Origin of the sequence: Streptomyces sp. NPDC048258, assembly GCF_043201995.1 — a bacterium.
Lineage (GTDB): Bacteria > Actinomycetota > Actinomycetes > Streptomycetales > Streptomycetaceae > Streptomyces.
Genome location: NZ_JBICZH010000007.1, coordinates 254,762 through 269,611 on the forward strand (window position 1 = coordinate 254,762; position 14,850 = coordinate 269,611).

Annotated in this window: 13 protein-coding genes; 10 read left to right on the forward strand and 3 right to left on the reverse strand. The window is 72.7% G+C overall.

Annotated elements, in window-relative coordinates; genetic code table 11:
- The first annotated feature begins 417 nt into the window (after positions 1 to 417).
- The 4 genes from ACGFYQ_RS18825 (at position 418) to ACGFYQ_RS18840 (ending at position 4,094) form a co-directional block, all read left to right on the forward strand.
- The gene (locus ACGFYQ_RS18825; protein WP_393745156.1) at positions 418 to 1,629 is read left to right on the forward strand and encodes a serine hydrolase domain-containing protein; all 1,212 of its coding nucleotides are present in this window, start codon (positions 418 to 420) and stop codon (positions 1,627 to 1,629) included.
- 69 nt (positions 1,630 to 1,698) lie between these two features.
- On the forward strand, positions 1,699 to 2,202 hold the full coding sequence (locus ACGFYQ_RS18830; protein WP_393745158.1) for a GNAT family N-acetyltransferase: 504 nt from the start codon (positions 1,699 to 1,701) through the stop codon (positions 2,200 to 2,202).
- Between the two features lie 56 nt (positions 2,203 to 2,258).
- A complete protein-coding gene (locus tag ACGFYQ_RS18835) occupies positions 2,259 to 2,771 on the forward strand; it encodes a SigE family RNA polymerase sigma factor (protein ID WP_393745160.1) in 513 nt (170 codons plus the stop codon).
- 57 nt (positions 2,772 to 2,828) lie between these two features.
- Positions 2,829 to 4,094 carry a hypothetical protein gene (locus ACGFYQ_RS18840; protein WP_393745162.1) on the forward strand — a complete coding sequence of 422 codons (1,266 nt, stop codon included), beginning with the start codon at positions 2,829 to 2,831 and terminating at the stop codon, positions 4,092 to 4,094.
- A 24-nt stretch (positions 4,095 to 4,118) separates the two neighbouring features.
- Here the strand turns inward: ACGFYQ_RS18840 and ACGFYQ_RS18845 are convergent, their stop codons facing one another.
- Both ACGFYQ_RS18845 and ACGFYQ_RS18850 read right to left on the reverse strand, forming a co-directional pair.
- Complete coding sequence (locus ACGFYQ_RS18845; protein ID WP_393745164.1) at positions 4,119 to 5,816, reverse strand: bifunctional 3'-5' exonuclease/DNA polymerase; 1,698 nt, start codon at positions 5,814 to 5,816, stop codon at positions 4,119 to 4,121.
- Positions 5,817 to 6,136: 320 nt separating this feature from the next.
- The gene (locus ACGFYQ_RS18850; RefSeq protein WP_393745166.1) at positions 6,137 to 6,949 is read right to left on the reverse strand and encodes an NAD(P)H-binding protein; all 813 of its coding nucleotides are present in this window, start codon (positions 6,947 to 6,949) and stop codon (positions 6,137 to 6,139) included.
- Between the two features lie 82 nt (positions 6,950 to 7,031).
- On the opposite strand from ACGFYQ_RS18850, the gene ACGFYQ_RS18855 reads away from it, so the two are divergent.
- The 4 genes from ACGFYQ_RS18855 (at position 7,032) to ACGFYQ_RS18870 (ending at position 11,440) form a co-directional block, all read left to right on the forward strand.
- Positions 7,032 to 7,463, forward strand: a complete 432-nt coding sequence (locus ACGFYQ_RS18855; RefSeq protein ID WP_393745168.1) for a winged helix-turn-helix transcriptional regulator — start codon at positions 7,032 to 7,034, stop codon at positions 7,461 to 7,463.
- A complete protein-coding gene (locus tag ACGFYQ_RS18860; RefSeq protein WP_393745170.1) occupies positions 7,433 to 8,647 on the forward strand; it encodes a DUF2786 domain-containing protein in 1,215 nt (404 codons plus the stop codon). The genes ACGFYQ_RS18855 and ACGFYQ_RS18860 overlap by 31 nt, the downstream gene beginning before the upstream one ends.
- A 381-nt stretch (positions 8,648 to 9,028) precedes the next feature.
- The gene (locus tag ACGFYQ_RS18865) at positions 9,029 to 11,074 is read left to right on the forward strand and encodes an FUSC family protein (protein ID WP_393745172.1); all 2,046 of its coding nucleotides are present in this window, start codon (positions 9,029 to 9,031) and stop codon (positions 11,072 to 11,074) included.
- Positions 11,075 to 11,194: 120 nt separating this feature from the next.
- Positions 11,195 to 11,440, forward strand: coding sequence for a DUF397 domain-containing protein (locus ACGFYQ_RS18870; protein WP_030656519.1), 246 nt, complete (start codon positions 11,195 to 11,197; stop codon positions 11,438 to 11,440).
- Positions 11,441 to 11,554: 114 nt separating this feature from the next.
- On the opposite strand, the gene ACGFYQ_RS18875 is transcribed toward ACGFYQ_RS18870, so the two are convergent.
- On the reverse strand, positions 11,555 to 12,064 hold the full coding sequence (locus ACGFYQ_RS18875) for an ATP-binding protein (protein WP_393745174.1): 510 nt from the start codon (positions 12,062 to 12,064) through the stop codon (positions 11,555 to 11,557).
- A 340-nt stretch (positions 12,065 to 12,404) separates the two neighbouring features.
- Between ACGFYQ_RS18875 and ACGFYQ_RS18880 the strand changes: the two genes are divergently transcribed.
- Entirely contained in the window at positions 12,405 to 13,283 is an 879-nt protein-coding gene (locus ACGFYQ_RS18880; RefSeq protein ID WP_362394718.1) for a helix-turn-helix transcriptional regulator, read from the forward strand.
- A gap of 89 nt (positions 13,284 to 13,372) precedes the next feature.
- The gene (locus tag ACGFYQ_RS18885) at positions 13,373 to 14,830 is read left to right on the forward strand and encodes an aldehyde dehydrogenase family protein (protein ID WP_393745177.1); all 1,458 of its coding nucleotides are present in this window, start codon (positions 13,373 to 13,375) and stop codon (positions 14,828 to 14,830) included.
- Positions 14,831 to 14,850 lie beyond the last annotated feature (20 nt).

Below are 14,850 nucleotides of genomic sequence, written 5' to 3' on the forward strand. Positions count from 1 at the left end.
GCTGTCTGTCGTGAGGGGCTGGCCCCCTTCGACACACCTGAGCCTGGACCCTGCCGATCCGCAGCGGATCCGCAGCCGATCTACAGCCGTTCTACGTGCGGGATATCGCCGTGCCGCCGCCGCGGAGAAGGGCGGCCTCTTCTGGCAGCCGAAACGGACGAAGGCTCACATCGGCGGCAATTGCCGGTGTGAGCCTTCGCCGTGACGCCCGGTCAAGCCGGGTACGGAAAGGGCAGCCCCTACGCCAAGGCATGCCGGGAGGGGCGCTGTGGAGGGCCGTCAGGCCCGATACCGGTTGCGCCCCGCCGGTGCCCGTCCGGGGGTCACCCCTCCGCCCGGTCGCCCGGGCGGAGAGCCGGGTCTACGTTGGGAGGACGTGGGGATCGGGGCATCGGCGTCACGCGTAGGAGGCCGGTCATGACGGCACGGTTGCGCAGGACAGCGGTCGGCGTGGCCGCGGCGGCTCTGATCGCCGTACCACTGGGTTCCGGGGCGGTGCACGCCTCGGACGTGGCGCCGCCCGATCCTTCGCCCTCGGTCTCCGTTTCCGCCTCCGACGAGTTCCCGCTGCTCACCCCCGCCGTGGCGGCCCAGCTGGACGAGGCCGTCAAGAAGGTCATGGCCGAGGCCCGGGTGCCCGGGGTGATGGTGGCCCTGTCGGCGCCCGGGAAGGGCGAGTACGTACGGACCTTCGGCGTCGCGGACAAGGCGACCGGCGCGCCGATGGCGACCGACATGAACATGCGGATCGGCAGCGTGACCAAGACCTTCACCGTGACCGCCCTGCTTCAGCTGGTGGACGACGGCAAGGTGGGACTCGACGACCCCATCGGGAAGTACGTGGACGGGGTCCCCAACGGCGACCGGATCACCCTGCGACAACTCGCCGAGATGCGCAGCGGACTGTTCAACTACTCCGCGGACGAAGACTTCTACAAGGCCCTGACGAGCGACCCCGAGCGGAGCTTCACCCCGCAGGAGCTGCTCGCGTACGCCTTCGAGCACCCGGTGCTGTTCGAGCCGGGCACCAAGTTCCTGTACTGCAACACCAACCTGATCCTGCTCGGGCTGGTCGTGGAGAAGGCGAGCGGCGCCGAACTCGCCGACTACATCAACCGCGAGGTCGTCGCCGAAGCCGGACTGAAGCACACGCTGTTCCCCGCCGGCGCGGAGTTCCCGAGTCCGCACGCCCACGGCTACACGGACCAGACGGCCTCCGGGAAGACCGAGGACGCCACGAACTGGAACCCCTCCTGGGGCTGGGCTGCCGGAGCGATGATCTCCGACCTGGCCGACCTGCGGAGCTGGGCGAAGACCTTGGCGACCGGGACCCTGCTGACCCCCGCCACCCAGGCCCAGCGGCTGAAGGTGATCCCGGCGCTGCCGGGCGCCGGCTACGGCCTGGGCATCTTCAACGTCCACGGCTGGATCGGGCACAACGGGTCGCTGCCGGGCTACGAGGCGCTGACCGTCTACCTGCCGCAGCCGCAGGCCACGCTGGTGGTGATGCTCAACACGGACATCGACTTCCAGGGATCCGAGCCCAGCACGCTGTTCGGCGAGGCGATCACGAAGATCGTCACCCCCGACCACGTCTTCAGCCTGCCCGCCCAGCCGGTCGGGCACTGAGACACCCCTGGGTCGCGCCCGCCGCGCACAATGGTTCCCGGCGGCGCGGGAGTGACTAGGGAGACGCACATGAACGGTCGGGCTGGGGCGACACACGACGGGGCCGTCACGGTCCGCGCGGCCGGGGAGGAAGACGTCGAGGCGGCCGCCGCGCTGTTCCGCGGCTACCTGGACTTCTACGAGGTGGACGTGGAGGATCCGGACCTCCCGCGCGCCTTCCTGGCGGAGCGGATCGCCAAGGGCGAGTCCCTCGTCCTGCTCGCCGAGGCCCCGCGGGCCGGGGCCGTGGGCTTCGCGCAGGTCTACCGCACGTTCTCGTCCCTCACGTTGAGGTCCGCCTGGGTCCTCAACGACCTGTACGTGGCCCCCTCCGGCCGCCGCACCGGCGCGGGGCGCGCGCTGCTGCGCGAGGTGCTGCGCCTGGCCCGCGAGGCCGGGGTGGCCGGCGTACAGCTGGAGACCGCGTACGACAACACGATCGCGCAGGGTCTGTACGAGGCGGAGGGCTTCGTCCGTGAGGAGTTCCACGTCTACTTCCACGACCTGGGACGACCGCCGGTCGAGAAGGGGTGAAACATTTCCGCACCGCCGTCGCGTCAATGGGGTGAGACGGACGCGAGGGGGAGTACATGCGGCAGGGTCGCAGAGACGGGTTCCGTGAGTTCGCGGCAGGCCGGTCGGGGCATCTGTACCGATCGGCCTGCCTGCTGGCGAGCGGGGACACCCACCTCGCGGAAGACCTGGTGCAGGAGACCCTGGGGCGGATGTACCTGCTCTGGGGGCGGATCTCGCGCATCGACAATCCGGCGGCGTACGCGCAAACGGTGCTGGTACGGGCCTTCCTGACCCACCAGCGCCGCCGGTCGGCGGGGGAGCGCCCGGTCGGGGAGCTCCCCGATCCGGGCGGGGCGGCGGGCGCCGGCGATCCGGCGCTGCGGCTGACGCTGCTGGAGGCGCTGGGGCGGCTGGCGCCGAAGGACCGGGCGGTGCTGGTGCTGCGCTACTGGGAGGACCGCAGTGTCGAGGAGACCGCCGACGCGATGAACGTCAGCTCGGCGGCGGTGCGTACCCGGACCTCGCGGGCGCTGAGCCGGCTGCGGGAGCAACTGGGCGGCAGCCTCGCCGAGTTCGCGGAGATCTGAGACCGCCGGTCCGCGCCCCTTTCCTCACCCACCTTGAAACGGAAGGTTTGGTTCCCCATGCCCTTTGAAGATGAGCTCGGTGAAGCGCTCCGGCGTGCGGGGGACGGTTTCACGGCCGACCGGCTCGCCCTCGTGGACGCCGGCGAGCAGCGCGGCCGGCGGCTCGTGGCCCGCCGCCGGGCCTCGGTGATCGGCGGATCGGTGCTGGCTTTGGCCCTGATCGGGACGGCCGGCGCCTACACCGGCGGCCTGCTCGACGGTTCCGGCTCCGGCCGCCAGGCCGACGTGGCGGCGCCGCCCGCCCTGCCGAACGGCGGGTCCGGCAAGAACGGCAGCCCGGACCCGAAGCGGGCGGGAGCCGGCACCGGCGCGGTCACCGCCGAAAAGCTGCTCGCCGCGTTCAAGGCGCTGCTGCCCGGCGGGAAGCTGACCGACACCCAGGCGCACGGCACCGACCAGCCGCCGATGGTGTCCGGCGTGTACGACGACGGCGGCGGCAAGGCGGCCATCAGCGTCTACCTCTCCCGGGTGGATCCGAACGGCAGCAACGCCCGCCAGCTGACCGAGTGCGGGGACAAGAACCTCCAGGGGTACGACGACTGCCGGACCGAGCAGCTGGCGGACGGTTCCAAGCTGCTGCTCCACCAGGGCTACGAGTACCCGGACCGCCGCGTGGACACCAAGGTCTGGCGGGCCGTGCTCCTGACCCCGCAGGGCTTCATGGTCCACGCGTCGGAGTCGAACGCCCCCGCCGAGAAGGGCGCCCCGGACTCCCGGCCGAACCCGCCACTGACCACCGCCCAGTTGAAGGCCCTGGTCACGTCGGCCGCCTGGCTCCCGGCGCTCAACGACCTGCCGCCCGCCGAGCGGGAACAGGCCCAGCCGGAGTCGTCGGGCGCGCTGGCGTACATGGATGCCGAGGCGGCCCTGGAGCGCCAGGTGGCCCGCTACGGGCTCCCGGTCGGCTCCAAGGGCGGCGAGGGCGGGTACGGCTACGTCGTACTCGACGACGGAAAGGGCATGTCCCTGGTCCAGCTCAACGTGACCAAGAACGAGACCGCTTCCGGCTTCAAGGGCGCCGATGTCACGACACAGCCCGACGGAACCAAGGTGAAGGTCACGCAGCGGCCCACCGAGAAGGGCAAGGGCGTGGTCGAGTGGACCGTCGACACCTTGCGCACGAACGGGCTGCGCGTGGTGGTGTCCGCCTACAACACCGCCAACCAGAGCGGCGCGGCCACCCGCGAGACGCCCGCGCTGACGCTGGAACAGCTGAAGGAGATGGCGCTCGCCCCGGGCTGGAACCGGGCAGAGAACTCCTAGACCCGGTAGCCAGGCCGTGCGCGGTCACTTCGCGTCGGCGTAGCACTCCACGACCGCCGTGGTGAACGGGAACCGGACCGGGGTGTCGCCGAAGGCGATCCGGCCGGCCCGGTCGCCGGCGGCGCGGATCGCCTCCGCGACGGCCTCGGCCTCCTCGGCCGGGCAGTGCACGATCACCTCGTCGTGCTGGAAGAACACCAGCTCGGCCCGCATCCCGGCGAGGGTCTGCCGCAGGGCCGCGAGCAGCAGCAGGGTCCAGTCGGCGGCGCTGCCCTGAACGACGAAGTTACGGGTGAACCGGCCGCGGGCCCGGGTGTTGGTCGAGGCGTAGCTGGGGGTCCAGGCGTCCTCCCGGTCCTGCGGGATCCCGGCCTCGCCCTCGTCCGGGGAGTCGGCGGGCGGCGGGCAGGTGCGGCCCAGCCAGGTCCGTACGAGCCGCCCTTCCTCCCCGGCCCTGGCCGCGTCGTCCACGTACGCCACGGCCCGGGGGAAGCGGCGGCGCAGCGCGGCCAGGTTCTTGAGGCCGTCCCCGGAGGTCTGCCCGTAGACGGCGCCCAGGACGGCGAGCTTGGCCTTGTCCCGGTCGCCGGAGAAGCCCTGGCGGGAGACGGCGGTGTACAGGTCCTCGGGCCGGCCGGCCACCTCCATGAAGGCGGGGTCGCGGGAGATCGCGGCGAGCACGCGCGGCTCCATCTGGTCGGCGTCGGCGACGACCAGCCGCCAGCCCGGATCGGCGACGACGGCCCGGCGGATCACCTTGGGGATCTGCAGGGCCCCGCCGCCGTTGGTGACCCAGCGGCCGGTGAGGGTCCCGCCGGGGATGAACTCGGGGCGGAAGCGGCCCTCGTGGACCCAGTCCGCGAGCCAGCTCCAGCCGTGGGCGGTGTAGATCCGGTACAGCTTCTTGTACTCGATCAGCGGTGCGACGGCCGGATGGTCCAGCTCCTGGATCTCCCAGCGGCGGGTCGACTTGAGCTTGATCCCGGCCTCGGCGAAGGCCTTGATGACGTCGGCGGGCAGCTCGGGGCGCACGCGCCGGCCGAAGGCGGCGGAGATCCGGTCGGCCAGCTCGGCGAGACGGCGGGGCTCGCCGCCGCCCGCGTACCGCTCGCCGAGCAGCTCGGTGAGGAGGGCGCGGTGGACGTCGGCCCGCCAGGGCAGGCCCGCGCGGTTCATCTCGGCGGCCACGAGGAAGGCCGCGGACTCGGCGGCCGTGAGCAGCCGCATCCGGTCGGGGTGGGTGGTGGCGTCGAGCCGTTTCGCCTGGTCGGCGTGGACGGCGAGCAGGGCGTCGAGGGGGACGGGGGCGGGCTGCGGGTCGAAGAGGGAGTCCTGCGTGCCGGGCTCGGCGGCGCGCTGCGGGGGATCGGGCGGTACGGGGGCGTTGTTGAGCCGGGCCCAGGCGGCCGCCGCCGAGCGGGGCTCCCCGAACCGGCCCTCGTGGCCGAGCAGCAGCAGCTCGGCGTCCTCGACGTCGTAGCACCGCTCGATCCGTACCCCGGCGGCGAGTAGCCGGGGGTAGACGGCGGTGGTGGACCGCCAGACCCAGCGCGTCCCGGCCGGCGCGGCCCGTACCGCCGCGGCGGGCTCGCGCACGCTGACCCGCGCGCCTGCGCCCGGGTCCACGGGCGCGGCGTGCCACCACCCGTCGCCGTCCTCGACGAGGGCCCACCGCCCGGCGTGTTCGCTCACGGGTGCGAGTGTCCCACCGCGGTCTGACATTCCGCGGCGCCGCCGCCGGGGGCCGGGTGGGTGCGCCTCGATCGCCGGCGCGGCTCAAAGACCGGGGCTCCGCCCCGCACCCCGCGCCTCAAACACCGGCGGGGCTGGGTATGCCCGGGCGGGGCTGAAGATCGGGGCTCCGCCCCGTGCCGCGCGCCTCAAACGGTCCAAAATCCAGCCCCGCCGGCGTTTGAGGCGTGGGGGTCCCCCCGGACGGAGTCTGGGGGAGGGTCTGGGGCGGAGCCCCAGGAGCGGCGCCGCAGACGCCTAGGTTGCCGACGCCGACTCCGCTTACGCCGCCGGGGTCGTCCCGCGGGCGGCTATGGGCGGGACGCCGACTCCGCGTATACCGCCAGGGCGGGCCGAGGGGCGCGGCCCAGGAGCTTCGGGAGGAGTCCGGCGTCCGGGGTGGCCAGGAAGTCCGCGGCGATGGCCGAGTACGTCGCCACCAGCATCGGGATCTCGAACGGCTGCGCGGCCGTGGCCGCCAGCGCGGCCCGGGCCTGCGACAGCGAGCCCGGCGCGTAGCGGGCCCCGACCGCCCCGGCCAGCTCCGCCCCGCCCAGCGCGCGGTCGCCGACCAGCTCGTACACCTGCCCGGCGTGCGCCTCCGGCGCGAGGGCCACCCGTACCGCGACCTCCGCCAGGTCCTCCCGGGCGACCGCCGCGAGCCGCCCGGCCCCCAGCGGCGCGGTGATCAGCCCGTCCGGGCCCGGCGCGGCCAGGGCGGCCAGCAGCTCCGCGTACAGGCCGTTGCGCAGGACGGTCCAGGTCAGTGAGGACTCGCGCAGGCGGCGTTCGGTCCAGCGGTGCGGGAGCGCGTACGGCAGGTGGTCGCCGGTCCCGGTGAGGCTGGTGTAGACGAGGTGGCGCACCCCGGCCCGCTCGGCCGCCGCGACCGCCGCCCCGTGCCGGGCGATGACCCGGTCGTCCTCCCCGTACCCGGCGGAGATGAGCAGCAGGGTGTCCACCCCGGCGAAGGCGGAGTCGAGCGACTCCGGGTCGTCGAAGTCCACCCGCACCTGCCCGGGCCCGCCCGGCGCACGCGTGCCGAAGCGGACGTCCGGCCGGTCGGCCAGTCGTCGCGCCACCAGGGAGCCGAGTCCGCCCGAGGCGCCGGTGATCAAGAGCATGGGAAGTCCTCTGTCCGCGTTCGTGGTTGGGTACACGGACATCGTGTGCGGACCGGCGCACGGAGCGTAAGGAGGCACTTCCATGTCACCAGGGCACACCGCGATAACCACCCCCGTCGAGCCCGTCGAGCCCGTCGAGCCCGTGGACCCCGTGGTCAGCTGCGACGACGACTGCGGCATCCGCGACGTCCTCGACCGGCTCGGCGACAAGTGGTCCGTCCTCGTCGTCGTCCAGCTCGCGGCCGGGGTCCACCGGTTCAAGGAGCTCCAGCGCGCGGTCGACGGCGTCTCGCAGCGGATGCTCACCCTCACCGTCCGCCGCCTGGAGCGCGACGGCCTGGTCACCCGGACCGTGTACCCGACCGTGCCCCCGCAGGTCGAGTACGAGCTGACCGACCTCGGCCACAGCCTGACCCTCCTGGTCAAGGGCCTCGCCGACTGGTCGCTCGCCCACCGCCCGCGGATCGAGGCCGCCCGCCGGGAATGGGACGCGAAGGCGGACATGCCAAGCTGAGGGGTGTGAGAGACCTTGCCGAGACCGTCGACCGAGCCTTCGCCGCCGCCCTCTACGCCCAGGACGACACCGGGCTGGACACCGGGGCCTCGCTGCTCGTCGCCGAGCCCGCGCGGTGGGGCGCGGTCGGGCGGGAGCTGCTGGCGCGCGGGGAGGCGTACGTACGGCAGGGCTGGGAGCGCGGCTGGCAGCCGGCCGACGTACTCCGGCTGGTCCGCCGGGACCTCGACGAGCGGCACCTGCGGATCACCGGGGACCTGATCGCCGCCGAGGCGCGCCGGTACGCCCGGCTCCCGGAGCGGTGGACCGAGGCCGAGGTGTGGTGGACGAACGACGAGGAGTACGCCGACCAGCTCGCCCGCCGTGAGAAGGCGGACCGGTTCACGCTGGCCACCGCCTGCCTGGAGGTGTTCCGGCTGCTGGTCCGGCTGCCCTCGATCGAGCCCGTGGGCCCGCTGCCCGGTGACCCGGCCGACGTCCTCGCCGAACACGCCCACATCGAGCCGCGGATGCTCGGCCGCATCCGGGCGCTGCTGGCGAAGGCCGAGGCCACCACCTTCCCGGAGGAGGCGGAGGCGCTCAGCGCCAAGGCCCAGGAGCTGATGGCCCGGCACACCGTGGACGAGGCGCTGCTGGCGGCGCGCGGCGGGGCTCCGGCGCAGGTCCCGGGGGCCTGCCGGATCGGCGTGGAGCCGCCGTACGAGGAGGCCAAGGCGGTGCTGCTCGACGCGGTGGCCACCGCCAACCGGTGCCGGGCGGTGTGGAACAGCGGCTTCGAGTTCTCCACGGTGGTCGGCTTCGAGAGCGACCTGGAGGCGGTGGAGCTGCTGTACACCTCGCTGCTCGTACAGGGCACGGCGGCGATGACGCGGGCGGAGGCCGCGCAGCGGGCGGGGGGCCGCAAGCGGACCAAGACCTTCCGGCAGTCCTTCCTGCTCGCGTACGCCAGCCGGCTCGGGCGGCGGCTCGCCGAGACCGCCGAACACGCGGTGAGCGAGGCCCCCGACAACCTGCCGGCGCTGGTGGCCCGCGACGTGGCCGTCACCTCGCGGGCCGAGGAGATGTTCCCGCAGACCACGACGACGCGGCTGCGTGGCGCGACCGATCTCGCGGGCTGGGAGGACGGCACGGCGGCGGCGGATGCCGCGCACGTGTCGGGCCGAAGCAAACCGCTGCCGCGGTAACCGGGGCTCCGCCCCGCACCCCGCGCCTCAAACGCCGGCGAGGCTGAAGATCGGGGCTCCGCCCCGCACCCCGCGCCAACGCGGGCGGGGCTGAAAGACCGGGGCTCCGCCCCGCACCCCGCGCCTCAAACGCCGGCGAGGCTGAAGATCGGGGCTCCGCCCTGCACCCCGCGCCAACGCGGGCGGGGCTGAAAGACCGGGGCTCCGCCCCGCACCCCGCGCCTCAAACGCCGGCGAGGCTGAAGATCGGGGCTCCGCCCCGCACCCCGCGCCTCAACGCCGGCGGGGGCTGGAAGACCGGGGCTCCGCCCCGACAACGGCGCCGCACCCTCCCCCTGGACGAACAGGGAGTACCCGGGCGAAACGGATACGCTCGGCCACATGAGCTGGCTCCGGGCGCTGAAGGACACCGCCCGGTCGGGCATGACGGTCGAGCGGACCCCGCTGGAGCCCCTCGTCGCCCTGCGCGCGGCCCTGGGGCTCGCCCTCGTCATCGGGGCCGGGCTCGCCCTGTTCGGGCCCGGCTCGGCGGCCAGCTCCGCCTTCGGCGCCTTCATGGCCGCGGTCGCGACCCTCCAGAAGAGCTGGCGTCCGCGACCCGACCTCGCCCTCGCCTCCGGGCTGACCCTGGCCGTATCCACCTTCCTCGGCTACGTCGTCGGGGCCTCCCACACCGGCCTCTTCCTGGCGCTGCTCGCCGCCTGGGCCTTCGCGGCCGGGATGATGTGGGCGGCCGGGCCCACCGCCGGGCTCATCGCCTCCGCGAACGTCGCGATCATGCTGGTGACCGTCACCCTGCCGACCTCCGTGCCGCAGGCCGCCGGGCACGCCGCGATGATCGCCGCCGGCGGGGTGGTGCAGGCCCTGCTGATCGTGCTCTTCCCCGTCCGCCGCTGGGGTGCCCACCGCGACGCCCTCGCCGACGCCCTCGCGGCCGAGGCCGACTACGCCCGCCGGCTGCGGCAGGACCCCGTCGCGCCCTTCGACCCGCAGCCGCTGATGAAGGCCCGGGACGCCGCCACCGTGACCGTGCGTCAGGCCCGGCGGCGACCCGCCGAGCTGCACGGGGCACGGGGGCTCGCGGAGAGGATCCGGCCGGTGCTGGCCCTTCTCGCCGATCCGGCCGTCGGGGCGCCCGCCGAGGGCCCGGCGCGGGCCCGGGTGCGCGAACTGCTCGCCGCCGCCGGAGCGGTCCTGGACGCCGCCGGGCACGCGATCCGGCACGGGGATCCCGTCCGCCTCCCCGCGCCGGACCTGGCGGTCCTGAAGTCCCCCGACACGGCGGACCTCCTCACCGGCGCGCCGCTCCGGGCCGCGCGCCGGCTCGCCGCCCTGCTGGACGACGTACTGGAGACGGCCGAGCCGAAATCCGGGCGCACCGCCGATCCCGGGGAGTCGATGCTGCGGCCCACCCTGCCGGGGCTGGTGCCGGTGGGGTGGAAGGCCGTGCGCGCCGAACTGCGCCCCGGTTCCCCGGTCCTGCGGCACGCCCTGCGTCTGACGGCCGTGGTCTGCGCGGGCTCGGTCATCGGCCAGGCGCTGCCGTTCGGGCACGCCTACTGGGCCCCGATGGCCTCCGTGATGGTCATGCGGCCGGACTTCACCCAGACCTACGCGCGCGCCGTCGCCCGCTTCGCCGGCACCCTCGTCGGGGTCGCCGTCGCCACCGGGATCCTGCAGCTGGCGCAGCCGGGGATGTACCTGTCGGGCTTCCTCGCCGTGGTCAGCGCGGGCTTCATGTACGTCCTGATGCACACCGGGTACGCCGTCGCGCAGGCCTTCGTCTCCGCCTACGTCGTCTTCCTGCTCGGCATGGGCGGCGCGCGCTGGGACCAGACGGTGCCCGACCGGGTGGCCCTCACCCTGCTCGGCGGACTGCTCGCGATGATCGGCTACGCCCTGTACCCGGCCTGGGAGACCCCGCGGCTGCGGACCCGCCTCGCCGACTGGCTCGCCGCTGCCGGGCGGTACGCGGCCGCCGTGCTCGGCCAGTACGCCGACCCGGCCGGGGCCCGGCGCGCCGACGTCCGCGAGGCCCTGCTGGCCGCCCGCGACGCCCGGGTCGCCTGGCAGGACGCGCTCGCCCGGGCCGCCGGGGAGCCGGTGCGCCACCGGGGGCTGTCGCGGGCGGCCGCCGACGACGCGGGCGAGGCCGTGGCCGCGCTGGGCCGGGGCGTCATGCTCCTGGAGGCGCATCTCCCGGACCGCGCGCACCCACCGGTGCCGGGCGCCGCCGAGCTGGCACGCGCGCTGCACACCGCCACGGAGGCGGGCGCGAAGGCGGTGCGCGAACGCCGGGTCCCCCGGTGGGACGAGGTCAGGGCGGTGCTGGCGGACGGTGACGTACCCGAAGCGGGGGTCCTCCGGGGGGCCGCCGCGCAGCTCCTCGACTCGCTGGACGAGGTGTCGAAAGCCCTTCGTCCGTAAGGGTGATCCATATCTGTGATCAGGGAACCACCCCGCGTGCACGTGCATCTGCCCATGCATGCGCCTATGAACACAGCTATGATCCGGTGCAGTTGACATCTGCACTATCGGGGGCTTCCTGTGGACCACGCGTACAACGGGATGGCAGCTGCAGAACTCGCTTCCTTGTTTGAGCTGACCTGGCAGAAGAGCAGACACAGCAACTCTCAGGGGTCCTGTGTGGAGTTCGCGAAACTGCCCGGCGGCGACGTCGCCATGCGCAACTCGCGCTTTCCCGACGGTCCGGCGCTCGTGTACACGCCGGCCGAGATAGAGGCCCTGCTCCTGGGCGTCAAGGACGGCGAGTTCGATCACCTGATCGGCTGACGGAACAGCGCACCGGATCAAGCCGTGCACGTGCACTGGCCGGGAATGATCATTGCGATCAGTCCCGGCCAGTTGTCGTGTTATCCGGCGTGAATCCCTTGGTGGAGCCGCTGTTCAGTCCTGGAGCAGGAACAGCGCCCAGACCACCTTGCCGGTCAGCCGTCCCGCGAGCGGGTGCCATCCCCAGCTGTCGCTGTACGAGTCCACCAGGAACAGCCCGCGCCCGGACTCCAGGTCGCAGTTCTCCGCCGTCCGCTCGGGGGAGAAGGAACCCCCGGGCCGGTCCTCGCTGGGATCGCGCACCGCGCACACCAGCCGGGTGCTCCACCGCATCAGGTGCAGCCGTACCGGCGGCTCCGACTGGCCGCCCGCACCCCGTGAATCCTCGGGCAGGGCATGGCGCAGCGCGTTGGTGACGAGTTCGGAGACGACCAGCGACACGTCGTCGAAGCGTTCTTCGAGACCCCACTGGGACAGTGTCGACCGACAGAAGGACCGGGCGCCCCGCACCGCTTCCAGCCGGGCGGGCAGACCGCAGGAGGCGGACCCGGAGACAGCCGTGGGGTCGACCGGGGGAAGCCCCTGCCGTAACGGCTCGAGCATGGTCGATCCATTCGTCCCCATGCGAGGCACTCCCGGGATTCGCGGGCGGAGCGGTCATCTCCGTCCAGAAAGAACTGCGGGGTGGGTCCGCGGCGCCGGCGCGAAGTGCACGCAGGTGCGCGGGGACCATCGTTCCGAATGGTCGAGCCGGATGCAAGGGCAGATGCACGTGCACGCGCCGGACCTGTCCACTCCCGTGATGGTTCTTGCTCATTTCTTCCTACGCATACTTACGGACTTCTTTTCCGGGAGCCCGGATTCCGTTACAGAACGAGTACGGACCGATGCGTTTTGGTGGCAGACTGCGGCCCTGGGGTACGGGGGCCCCTCGACGCGCACACACCACGCGCACGCCATTGCGATGGGGAGGGCAGTACTAGTGACCGCAGAAGCGAGCGGTTCTGTGGTGCGCCGCATCCTCCTGGGCTCCCAGCTCAGGCGACTCCGAGAATCCCGCGGCATCACCCGTGAGGCGGCCGGCTACTCGATCCGCGCATCCGAATCGAAGATCAGCCGCTTGGAGTTGGGAAGGGTGAGCTTCAAGGCCAGAGACGTGGAGGACCTCCTCACGCTCTACGGAGTCACGGACACCGCCGAGCGCGAGTCCCTGCTGGGGCTCGTCCGGGAGGCCAACGCGACGGGCTGGTGGCACAGTTACGGCGACGTGCTGCCCGGGTGGTTCCAGACGTACATCGGTCTGGAGGGCGCCGCATCGCTCATCCGGATCTACGAAGTCCAGTTCGTCCACGGCCTGTTGCAGACCGAGGCCTACGCCCACGCCGTCGTCAGGCGCGGCATGCCCGGAGCCACCGCCGCCGAGATCGACCGCCGCGTCGCGCTGCGCCTGGAGCGCCAGAAGGTCCTCGTCTCCGAGAACGCGCCGGTCTTCCACGCCGTCCTCGACGAGGCCGCGCTGCGCCGTCCGTACGGCGACCGCGACGTCATGCGCGGCCAGCTGGAGCACCTCATCGAGGTCTCCCAGCGGCCCAACGTCCAGCTCCAGGTGATGCCCTTCTCCTTCGGCGGCCACGCGGGCGAAAGCGGAGCCTTCACCCTGCTGCGCTTCCCCGAGTCGGACCTCCAGGACATCGTCTATCTGGAACAGCTCACCAGTGCCCTCTACCTGGACAAGGACGAGGAAGTGGGGCAGTACGGCCGGGCGATGGAGCGGCTCCAGGCCGACTGCCCGGACGCCGACCGGACCCGGGATCTTCTCCGCGGTCTGCTCCAACTGTCTTGATTCGCACGTAGTATGACGTCTGATCAGTGCATGACGACCGATCGGTCTCCGGTGCAGCGCACGGGTGCGCGCTCGCAGTAAGGGATGGCATGTCCATATTCAGCGAACTCGCTCACCAGTACATCGACGGCGAATGGCTGGCCGGCACCGGTTCCTGGGACATCATCGACGTCAACCCGTACAACGGGGAGAAGCTCGCCGCCATCACCGTGGCCACCGTCGAGCAGGTGGACCAGGCCTACCGCGGCGCCGAGCGCGCGCAGCGGGAGTGGGCCGCCACCAGCCCGTACAGCAGACGCGCGGTCCTGGAGCGCGCCCTGCGGATCACCGAGGAGCGCGAGAAGGAGATCATCGAGGCGATGATCGACGAGCTCGGCGGGACCCGTCCCAAGGCCGAGTACGAGGTCTACCTCGCCAAGGAGTTCATCCGCGAGGCGATCCAGCTCGCCGTCCGGCCCGAGGGCCGCATCCTGGCCTCGCCGGTCGAGGGCAAGGAGAACCGGGTCCAGCGCCTCCCGGTCGGCGTGATCACCGTGATCAGCCCCTTCAACTTCCCCTTCCTGGTCACCCTGAAGTCGGTCGCCCCGGCGCTGGCGCTGGGCAACGCGGTGGTGATCAAGCCCAACCAGAACGCACCCGTGGTCGGCGGCGGGGTCATCGCCAAGATCTTCGAGGACGCCGGGCTGCCGGCCGGCCTGCTGAACGTCCTGGTCACCGACATAGCGGAGATAGGCGACGCGCTCCTGACCCACCCCGTCCCCAAGGTCATCTCCTTCGCCGGCTCGGACCGGGTCGGCCGGCACGTCGGGGCGGTCGCCGCCAAGCACTTCAAGCGGACGGTCCTTGAGCTCAGCGGCAACAGCGCGCTCGTCGTCCTCGACGACGCCGACCTCGACTACGCGGTGGACGCGGCGGTCTTCAGCCGCTTCGTCTACCAGGGCCAGGTCTGTATGGCCGCCAACCGGATCCTGGTCGACGCCTCCGTCGCCGAGGAGTTCACCGAGAAGTTCATCGCCCGCGTGCGGGCGCTGAACACGGGCGACCCGCACGAGACCGACACCCACATCGGCCCGCTGATCAACTCCTTCCAGGCCGACGCGCTGACCGCACTCGTGGACCAGGCCGTGGAATCCGGCGCGCAGGCCCTCGTCCGGGGGTCTACGCGCGGCAACCTCGTCGAGCCGACCGTCCTGACCGGCCTCCCCGAGGACTCCCCGCTGCTGGGCCAGGAGATCTTCGGCCCGGTGGCCCTGCTGGTCGTCTTCGACGGCGAGGACGAGGCCGTACGGCTGACCAACGCCACCCCGTACGGGCTGAGCGGCGCCGTGCACACCCGGGACGTGGAGCGCGGCGTCCGCTTCGCGCAGCGGATCGAGACGGGGATGATCCACGTCAACGACTCCACCATCGGGGACGAGCCGCTGGCCGCCTTCGGCGGCGAGAAGGCCTCAGGCCTGGGCCGCCTCAACGGCGAGGCCACCGTCGAGGCCTTCACCACGCAGAAGTGGATCTCCGTACAGCACGGCCGGACGCGCTTCCCTTTCTAGGCGTTCATCGTTCTAGACTC